Source organism: Anabaenopsis sp. NIES-4685, from assembly GCF_059725405.1.
In genome coordinates this window covers 4,165,045-4,182,302 of record NZ_AP043602.1, presented here as the reverse complement: position 1 = coordinate 4,182,302, position 17,258 = coordinate 4,165,045, and the positions used below count along the sequence as shown (strand labels likewise).

The following is a 17,258-nucleotide window of genomic DNA, read 5'->3' as shown; positions in this document are numbered from 1 at the left end:
CAGATATTTTCAGATATTTTGTTTCTATCTATGATTCTATAGTTTGATCAACTTGATCATTCAAAGCTGACATTAACTCAAATTTTAACTTACCGCGCACATCACCCAACTCACCCATGAGTTTGTGATACTCTGCTAACATTTCATCTAAATCAGCTTGTGCTACATCAACTTGGTGGGGATTCTTAATATCTAGGTTGTAATTATTCGCCTTTAAATCAGTAATTGTAACTTTCCACGCAAATTCATTCTCCTCGCGCTTATCCCACCATTCCTGCTCTGGTGCAAACTCCTCAAAGCGAATCGGCTTAGTTTTAGAATATGACTTATACCCCTCTGGGTAGGGGTGTTCATAATACCAGATGGTTTCTGTGGGTTCCCCTTTGGTGAAAAATAGCAGATTAGTCTTAATACCTGTGTAGGGATTAAATACCCCATTTGGTAACCGCACAATTGTATGTAGATTGCAATCTTGCAGCAGTTTTTCCTTAATGCGAGTTTTCACACCTTCCCCAAACAGGGTTCCATCGGGTAAAACTATTGCGCCTCTACCGCCTTCTTTGAGTAAATTAACAATCAGCACTAAAAATAAATCTGCTGTTTCCCTGGTGCGGAAGGTAGCGGGGAAATTATCCTCAATTCCATCTTCCTCCATCCCCCCAAAAGGCGGATTAGTAATAATTATATCTACCCGTTCTTGAGGACTGTAATCCCGCAATGGTCGCGCCAAAGTATTATCGTGTTCAGCTGCGGGTATATCAATACCATGTAAAATCAAATTAGTGATACACAGATTATAAGGTAAGGGCTTTTTCTCAGTTCCGCAAATTGTCCTTTGCAGAATTTGTGGGACATCAGCACTTTGGAAATGTTGGCGAATGTAATCAATAGTTGCTGTTAAAAAGCCACCTGTACCACAAGCGGGATCAAGGACAATTTCCCCTAATTGCGGTTTGATTCTATCGACAATAAACTTAGTCACCGCACGGGGAGTATAATATTCTCCTGCATTTCCCGCACTTTGCAAATCTTGGAGAATCTTTTCATAAATTTCGCTGAACTGTTTTTTCTGCTCTTTTTTATTAAAGTCAATTTCATTAAGTTTGTTAATTACTTGGCGGATGAGAGTACCATTTTTCATATAATTGTAGGCATCTTCAAATACCTTACCAATCATTTGCCCACGGGGATGAGTGGCGGTAGTTCTCAGGTCTTTGAGAGTTTTAAATAAACTATTATCGACAAAATCTAGTAAAGCATCTCCGGTAATTCCTTCTGCATCCGTAGCCCAGTTACGCCAGCGTAAACCTTCAGGAATAGGAGATTTATAATTATCCTGTAGGAGTTCGTATTCTTGTTCACGAGCATCAAAAACCTTGAGAAAAATCATCCAAACTAATTGACTGATGCGTTGCGCGTCACCATCAACGCCCGCATCTTTGCGCATAATATCTTGAATAGTTTTAATTGTAGTGCTGATGGGCATAATAAATTTTGTCTTTGTCCCGTTTGTCCTGGTGGGTGGCTGAATGTCTTAACCAGGATACTGGTAAACCCCACTACATAGCAAGGTCATAAATTTTCTGTTTTAATTCTTGCAAAATTTGTAAATAATTCTGCTTACCGCCAAAAATATTAATGATCTCTAAGGGAGTACCTAAATCACTGATGGGTTTAACTTTCAACACATCCAGAGTTTCAATATCTTCAACTCCCCGATCAGCGTACTTATCTAACAAAGCATTTAAAACCGTTCTGGCTTTGTTCCCCATACCTGCTAAAGTAGTTACTCCTGCGGACATTGTTCGCCCTTTCCTTGCGTGTGAGTGGTGGTTGGTCAAAGACCACATGACAAATTAAATCTAAGGGGTCAAAATCCTGACCAATCTCTTTTTCTAAAGCTTCCCAAAGTACACCCAATTCTTGTAACTCCTGAATAATCGCCTGTTTCTGCTCACTAGAGCGCCATTTTTTTAAGAAAACATCTAATGAGGCGTACTCCTGAGTCACTGTTTTGCGAGTATAGTCTTTAATTGATTCTGTAATTAGCCTACGGTCTTTACCGTAGTATTGCTCTCTAATCAGAGTAACGTTAACTTCTTGATCTGCAACTACATACTTTTCTCGCTTCTGCTTGCGGCTAATTTCACCATCATCTATGATTTGCTCATCATCCCCATGATCAGGGGGATTAATTGGGTCATCGGGTTTGGGTTGATAAATTTGTACAGGTTCACCATCAAAGTCAGGGTCAGCAAATAACTGGGTTGCTTTCTTAAAATCTATAATGGTGAAGAACATTTTACCGTAGTCTTCATCAATGCGAGTTCCCCGCCCAACTATCTGCTTAAATTTAGTCATAGACAGAATGCGCTGATCTAAAACAATCAACTTGCAAGTTTTAGCATCAACACCGGTGGTGAGTAACTCAGAGGTGGTAACAATGGTGGGATATTTACTTTCTGGGTTGATAAAATTATCTAATTCTGCCTTACCTTGAGCATCATCCCCGGTAATTCGCATAATGTAGCGACTATTCTTGGCGACTAAATCAATATTTTCATTCACCAATGCTACCCGCATCCGTTCCGCGTGGTCGGTGGTTTCACAAAAAATGATAGTTTTGGCAAAGCGATCGCTGGATTTGAGATAATCAGAAATTATCCGTGCTACTAACTCAGTGCGCTTCTCTAACACCAGGGTTTTATCAAAATCTTGCTGATTAAATATCTGGTCGGGAATTTCTTTACCGTATTTATCCCGTTGTCCTGGTCTGGGTTTCCATCCACTCAAGTCTAGATCAAAATCAATGCGAATAACTTTATAAGGAGCTAAAAAGCCATCTTCAATCCCTTGTTTCAGGGAATAGGTAAAAACTGGCTCTCCAAAATAATCAATATTAGAAACTTCCTCTGTTTCCCTGGGGGTAGCTGTCAAGCCAATCTGGGTAGCACTGCTAAAATAGGTTAAAATATCTCGCCATGCTGAATCCTCATTGGCGCTTCCCCGATGGCACTCATCTATTATAATTAGGTCAAAAAAATCTGGAGAAAATTGGCGATAAATGTTTTTCGCCGCTTCATTTCCCGTCACTGCTTGATATAGGGAGAGATAAATTTCATAGGATTTATCTACCTGTCGCTGCTTAATTTTCGTCATTTTTGAGCCAAAGGGTTTAAAATCATTGACTCTAGTTTGATCAATTAAAATGTTGCGGTCTGCTAAAAACAGAATACGCTTTTTTGCTCCCGACTTCCACAACCGCCAGATAATTTGAAAAGCTGTAAAAGTCTTACCTGTACCCGTGGCCATCACTAATAAAATCCGGTTTTGTCCTTTGGCGATCGCCTCAATTGTGCGGTTAATAGCAATTTGTTGATAATAGCGGGGTTGTTTTTGATCAGGACTGGGGTAGTAATCTTGGGAAATAATCCCCTGAATTTCCCAGTCAATCCCCTTCCAATTACAGTATTTTTGCCAAAGCTCTTCCGGTGTGGGGAACTGGTCAAGGGGAATTTCTCGCTCTCGCTGTCCCTCGGTCATAGTGCGATCGCACATCATAAAAGCGTCCCCATTAGAACTAAAGATGAATGGGACATCAATTAATTCACCAGTGGCGATCGCCTGTTGCATTCCCGCGCTCACACTGTGATTATTATCCTTAGCCTCAATCACAGCTAGTGGTACACCGGGTTTGTAATACAGCACATAATCCGCGCGTTTTTGTTTACCCCGAATAGCAAGCTTACCCTTAACAATCACCCTCCCCTTTGTCAGCGTTACTTCCTCTCGAATCTGAGTATTGATATTCCATCCCTGATTCACTAAAGCTGGTGTGATGTACTTTGTACAAATATCACGTTCACTTAAAGATTTCTTATCAATAGCTTCTGACATAAAAGGCCTGCTAAAACTTGAGGTGTGTAAACACAAAAATACACAACCTCAGTATACAAGATTGGGTAGTCACCTTTAACCTATGTTTCAACCACAACCGGTCACCCTCTCCTAATTAAGGGGAAGACTGGGGGAGACCAAGATTTAATTAACGGTAATGTTCACATCTGGTAGGGAGAGAATTGTTAAATTTTGACCCGCAGTGAATTTTCGCCTCAGCTGATAACCTGTATCTGTCGGTTGTTGGTAAACTTCGACAAGTGAGTTAATATCTACTAATTTTTCGCCAGAATATCAAGAGTGATGGGCGGTTTTACCATCCCCTTACCACTCCTACAACAAAATAATATAAACATATAAATTATATAAATATGGAGCTAAGCGGATTCGAACCGCTGACCCCCTCAATGCCATTGAGATGCGCTACCAACTGCGCTATAGCCCCGAGTCATGCTTTATTATAATCCCTGAAGATTTGACTTTTGTCAAGCTGGATTTATGATTAATCTCTAATTCTTCAGGATTTTTTAAGACAATTGTAACAAATAGGTCATACAATGCCCCATGAGAAAATAAACAACTAACATAGCCGCCGCCGCCATGGCCACTAAGCCCCCAGCCAGCATTAAGGAAAACTCCTTATGCTGTACGGCTTTTTCCATCAGGTGCAATGACCAGGCCACTAGTGCGATGTCAAATAATAAAATTACAACCAACATAATATTTCTTCATATTTATTCATACTTATACACCAATCTTAACACTATTTCAGAGAACTGGATTGAACTTGTGATAAATCTGGTTAAATTTCCCTAAAATTTTGAACCTTAAGATAACAACCTGACTGGTACCGAGCGATCGCGTAAATACTCCTTAATTTCCCCCACACTTAATTGCCCGTAATGTAGTAATGATGCGAGTAACGCCGCTTCCGCCTTACCCTCAGTTAATGCGGTGTAGATGTGTTCACAATTACCAGCGCCACCGGAAGCAATCACAGGAACTTGTACAGATTCTGCCATCGCCCGCGTCAGTGCTAAATCATAGCCAGCTTGAGTTCCGTCAGCATCCATACTCGTTACTAGTAATTCTCCTGCGCCGCGTTTTTCCACTTCCTGTGCCCAAAGTAAGGCATCTAAACCAGTATTTTCCCTACCACCGCGGACGTAGACATCCCAGCCCGGATTTTCGGGGGAAATTCTGCGCCTGGCATCAATAGCAACAACTATGCACTGATTACCAAAGCGATCGCTAGCCCGATTAATCAACTCTGGATCACGTACCGCTGCCGAATTAATACTAACCTTATCCGCCCCGGCTCGTAACAAAGCTTTAACATTTTCTAAGGATTGAATCCCACCACCCACAGTCAAAGGAATAAACACCTGTTCAGCAGTGCGGTAAACCACATCAATAATTGTGTCCCGATCTTCATGAGTAGCGGTAATATCCAGAAACACTAACTCATCAGCACCAGCTTCATTGTAAACTTTAGCCAGTTCCACCGGATCCCCCGCGTCTTTGAGATCGACAAAGTTAACTCCTTTAACAACCCGTCCCGCCTTCACATCTAAGCAAGGTAAGATTCTTTTAGACAACATAATAAATTTTTCACTCCTGGCTAATCATCTGGAATTTAAATTCTAAATTGACCTGTGTAATTCTCAGCAAAAAAAATTTTTTTTTTGCTCTAACCATGGTGGTTTAATCCTCAAACAGTCCTGAACTCAAGGTTGATAGCTGAATTATGGCGATAATCTCCTCGAAAAAACAGCCTCAAGAACCCAACGGGAAACCAAATCAGCCTACTGGGCCTCGCAGTGCATCTGACCAGAAGATTTTGCAACCGTCGGTAACAACTGACGAACAAAGTCACCCAGAAGAGAATATCAGACCACAGCGATTTGCCGACTACATTGGACAGAAAGACTTAAAGGACGTGCTAGATATTGCCATCAAAGCAGCTAAATCAAGGGGTGAGGTGGTAGATCACTTACTGCTATATGGCCCTCCGGGATTGGGAAAAACAACAATGGCAGTAATTCTAGCATCGGAAATGGGAGTAAACTACAAAATTACCAGCGCCCCCGCCCTAGAACGTCCCAGAGACATTGTAGGCTTACTGGTCAACCTCAAACCTGGGGATGTCCTGTTTATTGATGAGATTCATCGTCTTTCCCGGATGACAGAAGAAATTCTCTATCCAGCCATGGAAGATTATCGCTTAGATATCACCGTTGGTAAAGGTTCTGGCGCTCGCATTAGAAGTATACCACTGAACAAATTTACTCTAGTGGGAGCCACAACCCGTGTAGGCGCTCTCACCTCACCCCTACGCGATCGCTTTGGCTTAGTGCAGAAACTGCGGTTTTATGAAGTGGAAGAACTCAGCCAAATTATTTCCCGCAGCGCCGAGTTACTCAAAACCCCCATAGCAGCAGATGGTGCCACAGAAATTGCTCGTCGTTCCCGAGGTACCCCCCGGATTGCTAATAGATTACTTAAACGAGTCCGTGATTACGCCCAAGTCAGAATATCAGGTAAGATTACAGCAACCGTCGCCGCCGAAGCACTGGAACTATTTCAAGTAGACCCCTGCGGTTTAGATTGGACAGACCGCCGGATGTTGAGTGTGATCATTGAACAATTCAACGGCGGCCCAGTAGGATTAGAAACAATTGCCGCCGCTACCGGTGAAGATACCCAAACCATTGAAGAAGTTTATGAGCCTTACCTGATGCAAATTGGCTATTTAAGCCGCACTCCCAGGGGACGCACCGCCACCACCGCCGCCTACAAGCATTTGGGACTCAAGCCCCCTAATGAACAGTTATCTATGCTGTAATTGGGGGAAAATAGGGAAACTGAGAATTGGAAATTAAGGTAAGCCAATAGCTAGTTATTTACTAACAATAGATTACATATGCTCGTAAATGCTAATATAGTAGTATGGCTTATGTACCACTACGAGAAGCAGTCAAACAACTGGGACTGCACCCAAACACTTTAAGGAAGTACGCAGACAATGGCAAGATCGAAAGCATCAAAAACGAAGCAGGACAAAGACTTTTTCACGTTGAATCCTACCTCCGTGGTGCCACTAGAACTTCCTTTGTCTGCTACTGCCGAGTTAGTTCAACCAAGCAACGAGACGACCTTGGTAGACAAGTTGCCTATATGCAATCACTCTACCCAGATGCCGAAATCATCAAAGATATCGGCAGTGGAATCAACTTTAAAAGGAAAGGACTGCAAGCCTTACTGGACAGACTTCTGCTCGGAGATCAGCTCACGCTTGTTGTTACCTGTCGTGACCGACTCGCAAGGTTTGGATTCGAGCTTATTGAGTACATGGTCGAGCAAAACGGTGGACAGGTCGTGGTTCTCGACAACACTGTACACTGCCCAGAATCAGAACTTACCTCGGATCTTCTCTCCATCCTCCACGTCTTCTCTTGTCGGATGCCCGGACTCAGTAAGTACAGTAAAAAAATCAAGGAAGATCCGGATATTCCTCACAACCGAGCACAGACGGATCGTTAAACAGTGGTTTGGTGTGTCCAGGTTTGTTTACAACACTGAGGATGTGCTGCAACAGAAGTCTGATAACCAAGGACGTGTTGTAGCACTTGACCCCGGTATCAGAACCTTTATCACCTTCTTTTCTGAATGTAGTTTTGGCGAAATTGGAATATCTGCCAAGCAAATTCAGAAGCTGTGTTTTCGCTTGGATAAGTTAATTTCTAAATTCACTAAAGCCAAGTGTAAACAAAGAAGAAGGATGAACCTTGCTGCTAGTAGACTGCGAGGTAAAATCAAAAACCTTGTAGACGAATTGCACAAGAAAACTGCTCGATTTTTGGTTGATAACTTTGACATTATTTTACTGCCAACCTTTGAAACATCCCAAATGTCTCAGAAGGCAAAGCGACGGTAATGGTCAAAGTCAGTGCGCCAAATGTTAACACTCTCTCACTACCGATTTAAGCAGTTTCTCAAGCACAAGGCTTTTGAGACTAATAAAGTAGTTATGGATGTCAACGAAGCGTACACATCAAAAACAGTCAGTTAGACCGGTGAAATCATCCCCAACCTTGGTGGTGCTAAATTCGTTAAGTCTCCATCTGACGGGCGGGTAATGAGCCGGGACATAAATGGTGCGCGAGGGATTTTCCTACGTGCATTGGTTGATACGCCCTCTCTTAAAGAGTGTATTTGTTAGTGAATGTTAGCAAAAAAGTATCGGTAAATCTGGATGGTAAAATTAATTAGTATTTTGTTGAGTTTATTACTTGTATTCACCTGGAGTACACCAGCCATGGCGCTACCCCCAGGAGCAAGTATTACTCAAGAACAGCTAGAACAAGGCAATCAACTAGCTAATAAAGCTTTAGCAGCTACAAATAAAGGTGATTTTGCCACTGCGGAAATTTACTGGACACAAATTATTGAGCAGTTTCCCACTAATGCAGGTGCATGGAGTAACCGGGGAAACTCCCGGGTCAGTCAAAATAAATTAGCAGCAGCACTCACAGATTACAACAAAGCTATAGAATTAGCCCCCGATGCAACTGACCCCTATTTAAACCGTGGTGCAGCTTTGGAAGGGTTGGGGAAATGGCAAGAGGCGATCGCCGATTATAATCATATATTAGAACTTGACCCTAATGATGCCATGGCATACAATAACCGCGGTAATGCCAAATCGGGTTTAGGACAATGGCAAGAGGCGATCGCCGACTATCAAAAATCCGTAGAAATAGCCCCTAACTTTGCCTTTGCGCGGGCTAACTACGCCCTGGCCCTGTATGAAACCGGTCAAACCGACGCCGCCATCCACGAAATGAAAAACATAGTCCGCAAATATCCTAAATTTGCTGATATGCGCGCCGCCCTCACCGCCGCTTACTGGGTAAATGGTAACAAAGGGGAAGCCGAAAGTAACTGGGTAGCAGCCTATGGCCTGGATAATCGTTACAAAGATATGAACTGGGTGCAAAATATCCGCCGTTGGCCGCCTAGGATGGTAGCAGCTTTAGATAAATTTTTGCACCTTGAGTAATTACCATCGCACAACAGAAATTTTAGCTCCATGGGGGTGGTGCGATAGCATATGGCTTACACCACGCTACCCTATGGGGGTATTATGTCAAACTATACTCATCCGTACTGAGGAGTCACACCACACCCCCACGGTTTTAAACTGAACTATTCTCAGGTAATAGCTGATGTTGCTGACGCCGCCCCTTAATAACCATCTGTACCCCTCCTTTGGGGCCAAACAGTAAGCCTTTACGTATTGGTTGCACTGGCCGACTATCCGCTAATTGCATTTGCCAATTAGACACCACTGTGGCCAAAACCAATTTCATTTCAAACAGGGCAAAAGCCATACCCAAACAGCGGCGGTTACCACCGCCAAAGGGTAAATATTCAGAAGGTGAAAACTGCCTTTCTAAAAAACGCTCTGGCTTAAATGTGAAAGAATCAGGGTATAAATCTTCCCGATGATGGGTTAAATAAACACAGGGGATTAATAAAGTCCCAGGAGCAAACTGATATTCTCCAATTTGTAGCGGTGATTTGACTAATCTAGTCAAAGTATTTATAGCTACTGGGTAAATACGTAAAGTCTCCGAGCAAACAGCATTCAAATAAGGTAAGCGAAAAATAGCATTGGGTTCAGGGTGTTCTCCGAGAGTTTCTAACTCTTGCAATAATTTTTCCCTCACATGTGGCTGTTTGTGAATCCAGTATAAAGCCCACGTCAGTGATGTAGCGGTAGTTTCGTGACCCGCGATTAATAAAGTCATCAACTCATCACGTAACTCCAAATTCGTCATTGCCTCACCCGCTTCATCACGAGTAGCCATCATCAAAGATAAAATATCAGTCCGAGATGAATCAGGCTGTGCTTTGCGTTCTTGAATTTCCGCATAAATAAGTTGATCAATTTGCTGGCGTAAACTTAGAAACTCGCCCCAAGGACTCCACAAACCTAAATCCCGTCGCAGTGATGGAAACAGGAGTATCAATGCTCTCAACGCAGGTCTTTTGGGGTTGAGGATGGTAATTAACATCTGCTTGAGTTGTTCGTAACGTTCCCCTTGCGCCAAACCAAATACAGCCTTTAAAATCACTTGAAAGGAAATGGACTGCATGGATGAGAGGATAGAAATTGTTTCCCCCACTTGCCATTTATTACTCACTTCCTGAGTAATTTCACGAATTAACTGACCATAAGCTAACATACGTTCCCCATGAAAGGGGGGTGCTAACAGCTTGCGTTGTCGTTGGTGTGGCTTACCATCTAAGGCCAGTAATGATTGACTTCCTAATAAAGGCGCTTGAAAGCCAGTAGCGGCACCAGAGTCTAAATGTTTGGGGTCGGTACTAAAAATCTGCTGAATCCCTTGAGGGTGGCTTACGAATACTTGCGGCTTAAAAAGAGGGCCGATCCTGAGAGTGAAAATATCACCATAGGTTTTAGCGCAGTCTTCTAGATATTCCAAAGGGCTACTCAGCCATCGGTATGTCTGTAGCCAAGGGTGAGTTTGGGGCCATCAGGTAGTTGAAGTGCAGACATTTTGATTATTTTCCCAATAATTGGAGCAAAAATTTGATCAGGTAGTCATTCATGCACCGATTTCTGGATTAATCTGAAAACAAGAATCTCATTCGAGATTCCTATTAATTCTACATTTTCAATTTTAAATTTCCCCGGTTTCCTGTAATTCTAGTATTTTGAGGGCAGTTAGTTGTTCGACGTTACTTAAAACTACCGCCGCACCTGCTGTTAGTAAAGTTTGACTATAAGCATGACTATGGGCGGCTGTGTCTTGAACGTGGGGCGGTAAAATTCCTACACCAATCCAATTCCGGTGAGGATGAATTTCCCTGGCTTTGTTGACGGTATACATATCAGCTACAGTATCTCCCACATAGATAATTGTTAGATTATTAACTTGATTTTCTAACAGTTCCACGGTGGCAAACAGTCCTGTGGGGTCTGGTTTACCCGGTGCATCTTCCATGGCAATTAACACTGGTGACTCTAAACCCAGACGTTTTTGTAAAACATAGGTAGCAGAACCACGGGTAGCACCACTAAAAAATCCCCAAGCAATTCCAGCGGTGGTGAGGTTTTCTAAATAACTCGGTTGTAATAATAAGGGTTCGTTACATATATACCCTGTCCAGTTCTCTGGGTCTGTACCGCGATAACGAGATTGGAAAAAGGCAACTATGGCATTGTAATCTAGTTGTAACTGCTGGCGAGTTTTCCCTTGGGATTCACAGTAGCGGTAAATAAATTCTTGGGAAGCTTCCCAATCATTATTCCATAGTCCTTCAGATTTGATCTGATCAATGTCTTGGGGTGTGGGACGATAGGCGCTGTTGGTGAAATGCTCCACAGTATCCGCTAAAGCCCGACGGTAGGAGTTAGCAACATCGCGCACCACGCCGTCAATATCGAAAACAACAATAGTTTTTACTGAAGATTTTGCCATCATAGGAGATTTTCTATTTTATGAGGTTATGGTAGAGCAATTTGTGACCACTATTTAGTCAATAGGTGAGGTATTGCGTTAGAATAAGCGATCGCATAGCACATACATTGTAAGAATCCCCTGATATTCCCCGGAGGTGTGATTGACCCAATTTATTCTGAAAATTCTGTGGTTAGATGAAAACGTTGCCCTAGCAGTGGATCAAGTTGTAGGCAAGGGTACAAGTCCTTTGACTAAGTACTTTTTCTGGCCTCGCAATGATGCCTGGGAAGAGTTAAAGAAGGAATTAGAAGCTAAACACTGGATTAGTGATTTAGATCGCGTCGAATTGCTCAATAAAGCTACAGAAGTGATTAACTACTGGCAAGAGGAAGGCAGAAGACGACCGATGGCAGAAGCTCAATTGAAATTCCCTGAAGTTGCTTTTACAGGTAGCGCCTAAATATTACTTATGTTTTTAGATACAGTAAGTTGACTGCGGACAAGTACTATATAAATCACAAAAAGACTTGTGGGGTGGGTAGGAAAGCCCGCCCTTCTCAGCCCATAAAATTTGCTGTATCTTGAAATGAGCAGCGCCCCAGGCGCTGTTTTTACGATTGGGAATGCGTATGAGCAACGGATTTCTCACCCATAGGCACTTGCTAGCCACAATACAAAGCTTAAACAAAATATTATCTGTAATTTAGCTTGATCGACAAATAGAAAGACTACAATCAAAACGGACAAATTAGCACTGTAACAAAGGAGGATTACAAAGCTATGTCCGATTTAAACCGAGGAATTATGAAATTCAAGGGTGCCGATTCCCCCAGAGTAGTCACCATCTCTACTGTGCTACTGTTGGGTTCCATTGCCGCCTTAATTATATGGGCTTTACAAGCCGCCTATGCGCTAAACTAAGCCATTAGGAACTAAGATGGACACTGGCAACAACGGTTGATTCCGCAGCCACGTGTCCACCGACCAAGATAGATTAAAACGTCTTCGCTACCATAATGATTCAATCTTGGGGTGTCCTCGTTATTTTAATTGCTTGTCCCCTCTTGGGGTCTTTGCCAATTATTGCTTGGATTACCTATGCCCTGAAGGGTAGAAAATTATCACAAATTGGTACTAAAAACATCAGTGTTTCAGCCGCTTTTTATCACGGCGGCACATGGGTAGGAATCCTGGCGGTTATTTCAGAAGCCCTCAAAGGCATGGGGGCAGTTTTGCTGTGCCGTGTGTTTTTTCCCCCTGGATCACCTTGGGAATTAATTGCTCTGATCGGCCTAGTCTTAGGGAGATATGGGGTGGGTAGAGGGGCTGGAACAACCAATGTTGTTTGGGGGATCCTGGTACATGATCCGCTGGTGGCAATATTTACAAGTTTATTGGCTATTATCAGTTTTATAGTTCTGCGATCTAGGCAATGGGTAAAATTCGGAGTTTTATTCCTGTTTCCTTGGTTGATGTTACTCCTGAATATTGAGGATATACCCAAAATAATGGCGGTTGTGACCCTAGCGGGAGTATTGGGGTGGATTTATACAAAAATTCCCGATGACCTGAATTTACCAGCACCGGAGACTGATGCAGAGTCACAAGCAGCTTTTGCATATTTACGCGGGAATCACCGGATTTTTTGTTTAGATGACGAGTTGGATGCAAATGTGGTGGGACACAAAGCCGCGACATTATCTGAAATTAATCGCTGGGGCTATCCAGTACCTAAAGGATGGGTAATTTCCCCGGTTGATGATCCGGAAAATTTGATGGCAATTATTCAGCCTTCTCATCTGTCTCCTTTGGTGGTGCGCTCCTCTGCTATCGGAGAAGACTCTGAACAAGCTTCTGCAGCAGGACAGTATACAACAATTTTGAATGTTACTACCACCGAGCAATTACGAGATGCGATCGCCCAAGTACAAGCTTCTTACAATCATCCGTCTGCTGTACAATATCGTCGCGATCGCGGTTTACCAGATATGGCCATGGCTGTGCTGGTACAACAACAAATTCCCAGTGTGTATTCTGGTGTAGCTTTCAGTCGTGACCCCATTAGCCAACAGGGGGATGCAATTGTAATTGAGGCTTTACCAGGTAGTCCCACTCAAGTGGTTTCCGGTAAGGTGACACCAGAACAATATCGCGCCTTTGTGGTGGAAACAGAGAATGTTTCCTCTGTGCAAGTGGTGGGGGAAATGTCCCGGCGGGAAGTAGAAGTACCACAAGCATTAATCAAACAAGTAGCATATTTAGTCCGCCAACTAGAAAAACAGTATCGCGGGGTACCCCAAGATATGGAGTGGACTTATGATGGTCAAAATCTCTGGGTTTTGCAGTCTCGACCTATTACTACTCTATTGCCGATCTGGACGAGGAAAATAGCCGCCGAGGTCATTCCTGGTGTGATTCATCCGTTAACTTGGTCGATTAATCGCCCCTTAACTTGCGGAGTTTGGGGAGATATTTTTACTGTGGTTTTGGGCGATCGCTCCTGGGGATTGGATTTTACCGCAACTGCTACCCTCCACTATTCCCAGGCCTATTTTAATGCTTCCCTGCTAGGAGAGATTTTTTTACGGATGGGTCTACCACCAGAAAGTCTGGAATTTCTCACCAGGGGGGCGAAGATGAGCAAACCGCCCTTAAAGTCCACTTGGGATAATTTACCAGGGTTAATGCGGTTACTCACGCGAGAACTGAGCTTAGAAAAAGACTTTAAGCGGGATTATAGTAAAAAGTTTCTGCCTAGTTTGTCAGAATTAGCACATGAATCAATAGAAGAACTGACAGCAGCCCAGTTATTGGAGAGAATAGATTATATTCTGGAATTACTACGCACTGCAACTTATTACAGCATTTTAGTCCCCTTGAGCGTCGCTTTAAGACAGGGGATTTTTCGCGTTAAAGATGGGGAAATTGATCACAGTATAGCTCCGGAGGTAGCAGCATTGCGATCGCTGACTGCTTTAGCGGCACAGGCGAAACAGCAATTACCTGACTCGAAACCGGATCAAGTCTTTGAAGAATTGGCGCAAACACCAGAAGGAGAGAAAATTCTCTATGAATTCAACCAATTGCTGGAAGATTACGGTTATTTGAGCGATGTGGGCACAAATATTGCTGTTCCTACCTGGAAAGAAAACCCCCAACCCATCAAGGACTTGTTTTTACAGTTATGGCAAAATGCAGCAGAGACAGACAAACCGGTGAAGTTGACAAAGCGCAAACGGGGGGTAGTACAGCGACGAGTAGATATTAAAGGACAAGTTACCGAAATTTATTCTCGTTTCTTAGCTGAATTGCGGTGGCGATTTTTAGCTCTAGAGCAAGCTTGCTTAAAATCCGGCTTAATCCAGCAAAGTGGGGATATCTTTTTTCTAGAGTTGAACGAAGTCCGGCGTTTAGTAGCAGGTGATGATATTGAACTGAGGGAAGATTTATCTGAGATAGTAGAATTTAGGCGATGGCAATTCCAGCAAGATACTGAATTTCATCAAATCCCCCTTTTAGTTTATGGTCATACACCACCCCATCCCCTTCCTCCCTCCCCACTGTACTCAGACCAAGTATTACAGGGTATCCCCGCTAGCCACGGTCAAGCGGAAGGTCGGATCAAGATAGTACGAGACTTACAACAATTACCAGAAGTAGACCGCAACACCATCTTAGTAGTACCTTATACAGACTCAGGCTGGGCACCTTTGTTAGTTAGAGCAGGAGGCTTAATTTCTGAAGCTGGGGGAAGACTGTCTCACGGTGCTATCGTAGCTCGTGAATACGGTATTCCCGCCGTTATGGATGTTTATAATGCTACAGTGAGACTAAGAGATGGGCAACGGGTACGCATAGATGGGTCAAGAGGAATTATAGAATTGTCTAACAAGTTGAGATCAGATTGAAGGAGTGTGTTCTGGTTTCCAGTCAGCAGTTGAGTCCTCCGTGATCTCAGCTAATGCCAGAACCGCAAAATCTTGGTAAGCTGATGTCTAATATCTACAGCACTAAGATTGAGATGATTTAATCCCAACGCTGTATTTTCAGAGAACCAATTAGAAAATGGCTCTTAATCAATCCAGTCTCAAAGAGGATAGTGATGTCGGTGGGAATACGCTACAATTGGCACAAAGCAGAGATTCAGGCGATATACAACCAGCCATTCCTAGAGCTGATTTATCAGGCTGCTAGCGTGCATCGTCAATATCATGACCCCAGAAAAATACAGGTTTGTAAGCTGATATCAATCAAAACTGGCGCTTGTCCCGAAGATTGTAGTTACTGCGCCCAGTCTTCCCGTTATAAAACTGAGGTAAAGCCCCAAGCACTGCTAGAAAAGGAAACAGTTGTTAACATTGCTCAACAAGCTAAAGCACAGGGTGTGAGTCGGGTTTGTATGGGTGCTGCTTGGCGGGAGGTGCGGGATAATTCGCAATTTGAAACAGTGCTGGACATGGTGAAAGAAGTCACGGATATGGGTCTAGAGGTGTGCTGTACTCTGGGAATGCTCAACACAGACCAGGCTAAACGCCTAGAAGCGGCCGGACTATATGCTTATAATCATAACTTGGATACTTCCCAGGAATATTACAATACTATTATTACCACGAGAACTTATGGCGATCGCCTCAATACAATTGACAATGTAAGACAAACAAACGTCACTGTTTGTTCTGGGGGTATCCTGGGTTTAGGTGAAAGTGTCGAGGATCGCGTGGGGATGTTACAGACACTGGCGAATTTACAACCTCATCCCGAGTCAGTACCGATTAATATTCTGTCCCAAGTCCCGGGTACACCCCTAGAAAATCAGCCAGATGTCCCCATTTGGGAAGTGGTGCGCATGATTGCTACAGCCAGAATTATTATGCCAACTTCTGATGTGCGTCTGAGTGCTGGTAGGGCGAGACTTTCTCAAGTGGAACAAGCTTTATGTTTTATGGCTGGGGCTAATTCTATTTTTTCCAGCGATGATCATAAAATGCTCACTGTGACTACCCCCTGTCCAGATTACGACGCTGACAGACAAATGCTAAATTTGCTGGGGTTAGAAATGCGTCCCCCCAGCAAAGACCCCAACAAGTGACAACTCCCGCAGTCGTGGGATAAACCCACCCCCAACCCCTCCCCCAAGGGAGGAGGGGAGAAAGATGATAGGAAAATTGGAAAATATTCCTGTTTTTGGGACTTAATAGTGAAGTTCACTGTCTGACTTCAGGACACAAGAAAGGCATAATAAATGTCCCTCTTGCTCAAATCACGTTGTACTATGCTACTGACAAATGTTTCAGTGGACGGTGTTTTAATTGCTCAGACAACTCCTGTGCATAAGTATCAAGTTCTGAAGTTGTCATCGCTTTGAGAACGCGCTGATGACTAGAGGGAATTTCCAGCTGCGCAATCAACCGCATAATATATTGCATTACATAACCCCTCCTCTCATCATCCCGTTTTTCCTGAAGTTGTTGGTTTTCTGCATTGGCTAAAGCAAGGGTCAATTCCATATATTTGATTTTTTCAGCCAAAGAATCAGGAAGGGCAGCAACTGTTTGTCCTATATCAACTGCCCGTGAGTTATCATGGTTATACATTGTTAGTTCTCGCTTTTTATTGAGTTTGAGAATTACAGAAACAATTTAACGTTAAGAAAGTTAGAACCCTTTCCCCCAGGCAATTGGGAAGGGTTCAGTACACCAAAAGGCATTCCAATACACTTGGAGTGCCTTCTTTGTTGCTGAAGGTATTATTGCACGCTAATTATACACAGTCAAGTAGCTTTTATCTTCAATTATTTTAATAAACTATATCATTGACATAATACAAAAAGAGAGATAGGCTGAGTTTATAGTCAGCCAACATAGAGGA

General features: G+C 43.1%; 14 protein-coding genes, 1 tRNA gene and 2 pseudogenes. 9 read left to right on the top strand and 8 right to left on the bottom strand.

The window, feature by feature from the left end; all coding sequences use genetic code 11:
• Window positions 1–28: 28 nt before the first annotated feature.
• The 5 genes and pseudogenes from AC6IZ0_RS18075 to hisF form a co-directional block, all read right to left on the bottom strand.
• Window positions 29–1,486, bottom strand: a complete 1,458-nt coding sequence (locus AC6IZ0_RS18075) for a type I restriction-modification system subunit M (RefSeq protein WP_497724231.1) — start codon at window positions 1,484–1,486, stop codon at window positions 29–31.
• 73 nt (window positions 1,487–1,559) lie between these two features.
• Window positions 1,560–3,897 (bottom strand): annotated as a pseudogene (hsdR, locus tag AC6IZ0_RS18070) (EcoAI/FtnUII family type I restriction enzme subunit R).
• A 372-nt stretch (window positions 3,898–4,269) separates the two neighbouring features.
• Window positions 4,270–4,342 (bottom strand) — tRNA-Ala (locus AC6IZ0_RS18065).
• An 82-nt stretch (window positions 4,343–4,424) separates the two neighbouring features.
• Window positions 4,425–4,616 carry a hypothetical protein gene (locus AC6IZ0_RS18060; RefSeq protein ID WP_200988426.1) on the bottom strand — a complete coding sequence of 64 codons (192 nt, stop codon included), beginning with the start codon at window positions 4,614–4,616 and terminating at the stop codon, window positions 4,425–4,427.
• Between the two features lie 108 nt (window positions 4,617–4,724).
• Window positions 4,725–5,498, bottom strand: coding sequence for an imidazole glycerol phosphate synthase subunit HisF (gene hisF / locus AC6IZ0_RS18055; protein WP_497724230.1), 774 nt, complete (start codon window positions 5,496–5,498; stop codon window positions 4,725–4,727).
• A gap of 146 nt (window positions 5,499–5,644) precedes the next feature.
• Here hisF and ruvB point away from each other — a divergent pair, with 146 nt between their 5' ends.
• From ruvB to AC6IZ0_RS18030, 5 genes are all read left to right on the top strand, one after another.
• On the top strand, window positions 5,645–6,742 hold the full coding sequence (gene ruvB / locus AC6IZ0_RS18050) for a Holliday junction branch migration DNA helicase RuvB (protein ID WP_497724229.1): 1,098 nt from the start codon (window positions 5,645–5,647) through the stop codon (window positions 6,740–6,742).
• A 104-nt stretch (window positions 6,743–6,846) separates the two neighbouring features.
• Window positions 6,847–7,440 carry an IS607 family transposase gene (locus AC6IZ0_RS18045; protein WP_497724227.1) on the top strand — a complete coding sequence of 198 codons (594 nt, stop codon included), beginning with the start codon at window positions 6,847–6,849 and terminating at the stop codon, window positions 7,438–7,440.
• The gene (locus AC6IZ0_RS18040; protein ID WP_497726098.1) at window positions 7,325–7,834 is read left to right on the top strand and encodes a transposase; all 510 of its coding nucleotides are present in this window, start codon (window positions 7,325–7,327) and stop codon (window positions 7,832–7,834) included. The genes AC6IZ0_RS18045 and AC6IZ0_RS18040 overlap by 116 nt, the downstream gene beginning before the upstream one ends.
• Window positions 7,835–7,855: 21 nt before the next feature.
• A complete protein-coding gene (locus AC6IZ0_RS18035) occupies window positions 7,856–7,969 on the top strand; it encodes a zinc ribbon domain-containing protein (RefSeq protein ID WP_497724225.1) in 114 nt (37 codons plus the stop codon).
• Window positions 7,970–8,152: 183 nt separating this feature from the next.
• On the top strand, window positions 8,153–8,959 hold the full coding sequence (locus AC6IZ0_RS18030; protein ID WP_497724224.1) for a tetratricopeptide repeat protein: 807 nt from the start codon (window positions 8,153–8,155) through the stop codon (window positions 8,957–8,959).
• Between the two features lie 136 nt (window positions 8,960–9,095).
• On the opposite strand, the pseudogene AC6IZ0_RS18025 reads toward AC6IZ0_RS18030, so the two are convergent.
• Together AC6IZ0_RS18025 and AC6IZ0_RS18020 are read right to left on the bottom strand one after the other, a co-directional pair.
• Window positions 9,096–10,483: pseudogene (locus AC6IZ0_RS18025) on the bottom strand (cytochrome P450).
• A gap of 124 nt (window positions 10,484–10,607) precedes the next feature.
• Window positions 10,608–11,411 carry a TIGR01548 family HAD-type hydrolase gene (locus AC6IZ0_RS18020; RefSeq protein WP_497724223.1) on the bottom strand — a complete coding sequence of 268 codons (804 nt, stop codon included), beginning with the start codon at window positions 11,409–11,411 and terminating at the stop codon, window positions 10,608–10,610.
• 139 nt (window positions 11,412–11,550) lie between these two features.
• Here AC6IZ0_RS18020 and AC6IZ0_RS18015 point away from each other — a divergent pair, with 139 nt between their 5' ends.
• The 4 genes from AC6IZ0_RS18015 (at window position 11,551) to bioB (ending at window position 16,479) form a co-directional block, all read left to right on the top strand.
• On the top strand, window positions 11,551–11,850 hold the full coding sequence (locus AC6IZ0_RS18015) for a 30S ribosomal protein PSRP-3 (RefSeq protein WP_200988431.1): 300 nt from the start codon (window positions 11,551–11,553) through the stop codon (window positions 11,848–11,850).
• 320 nt (window positions 11,851–12,170) lie between these two features.
• On the top strand, window positions 12,171–12,311 hold the full coding sequence (locus tag AC6IZ0_RS18010; protein ID WP_271730551.1) for a hypothetical protein: 141 nt from the start codon (window positions 12,171–12,173) through the stop codon (window positions 12,309–12,311).
• 95 nt (window positions 12,312–12,406) lie between these two features.
• On the top strand, window positions 12,407–15,298 hold the full coding sequence (locus AC6IZ0_RS18005; RefSeq protein WP_497724221.1) for a glycerol-3-phosphate acyltransferase: 2,892 nt from the start codon (window positions 12,407–12,409) through the stop codon (window positions 15,296–15,298).
• 194 nt (window positions 15,299–15,492) lie between these two features.
• Window positions 15,493–16,479: a biotin synthase BioB gene (gene bioB, locus AC6IZ0_RS18000; protein WP_497724220.1), complete on the top strand. Its 987-nt coding sequence runs from the start codon at window positions 15,493–15,495 to the stop codon at window positions 16,477–16,479.
• Window positions 16,480–16,660: 181 nt separating this feature from the next.
• Here the strand turns inward: bioB and AC6IZ0_RS17995 are convergent, their stop codons facing one another.
• Entirely contained in the window at window positions 16,661–16,984 is a 324-nt protein-coding gene (locus tag AC6IZ0_RS17995; protein WP_271763661.1) for a hypothetical protein, read from the bottom strand.
• Window positions 16,985–17,258 lie beyond the last annotated feature (274 nt).

Excerpts from the sequence above, each read along its gene's own strand:
- AC6IZ0_RS18075 (WP_497724231.1), bottom strand. The coding sequence starts at position 1,486 with ATGCCCATCAGCACTACAATTAAAACTATTCAAGATATTATGCGCAAA.
- AC6IZ0_RS18060 (WP_200988426.1), bottom strand. The coding sequence starts at position 4,616 with ATGTTGGTTGTAATTTTATTATTTGACATCGCACTAGTGGCCTGGTCA.
- hisF (WP_497724230.1), bottom strand. The coding sequence starts at position 5,498 with ATGTTGTCTAAAAGAATCTTACCTTGCTTAGATGTGAAGGCGGGACGG.
- ruvB (WP_497724229.1), top strand. The coding sequence starts at position 5,645 with ATGGCGATAATCTCCTCGAAAAAACAGCCTCAAGAACCCAACGGGAAA.
- AC6IZ0_RS18045 (WP_497724227.1), top strand. The coding sequence starts at position 6,847 with ATGGCTTATGTACCACTACGAGAAGCAGTCAAACAACTGGGACTGCAC.
- AC6IZ0_RS18035 (WP_497724225.1), top strand. The coding sequence starts at position 7,856 with ATGTTAACACTCTCTCACTACCGATTTAAGCAGTTTCTCAAGCACAAG.
- AC6IZ0_RS18030 (WP_497724224.1), top strand. The coding sequence starts at position 8,153 with ATGGTAAAATTAATTAGTATTTTGTTGAGTTTATTACTTGTATTCACC.
- AC6IZ0_RS18020 (WP_497724223.1), bottom strand. The coding sequence starts at position 11,411 with ATGATGGCAAAATCTTCAGTAAAAACTATTGTTGTTTTCGATATTGAC.
- AC6IZ0_RS18010 (WP_271730551.1), top strand. The coding sequence starts at position 12,171 with ATGTCCGATTTAAACCGAGGAATTATGAAATTCAAGGGTGCCGATTCC.
- AC6IZ0_RS18005 (WP_497724221.1), top strand. The coding sequence starts at position 12,407 with ATGATTCAATCTTGGGGTGTCCTCGTTATTTTAATTGCTTGTCCCCTC.
- bioB (WP_497724220.1), top strand. The coding sequence starts at position 15,493 with ATGTCGGTGGGAATACGCTACAATTGGCACAAAGCAGAGATTCAGGCG.
- AC6IZ0_RS17995 (WP_271763661.1), bottom strand. The coding sequence starts at position 16,984 with ATGTATAACCATGATAACTCACGGGCAGTTGATATAGGACAAACAGTT.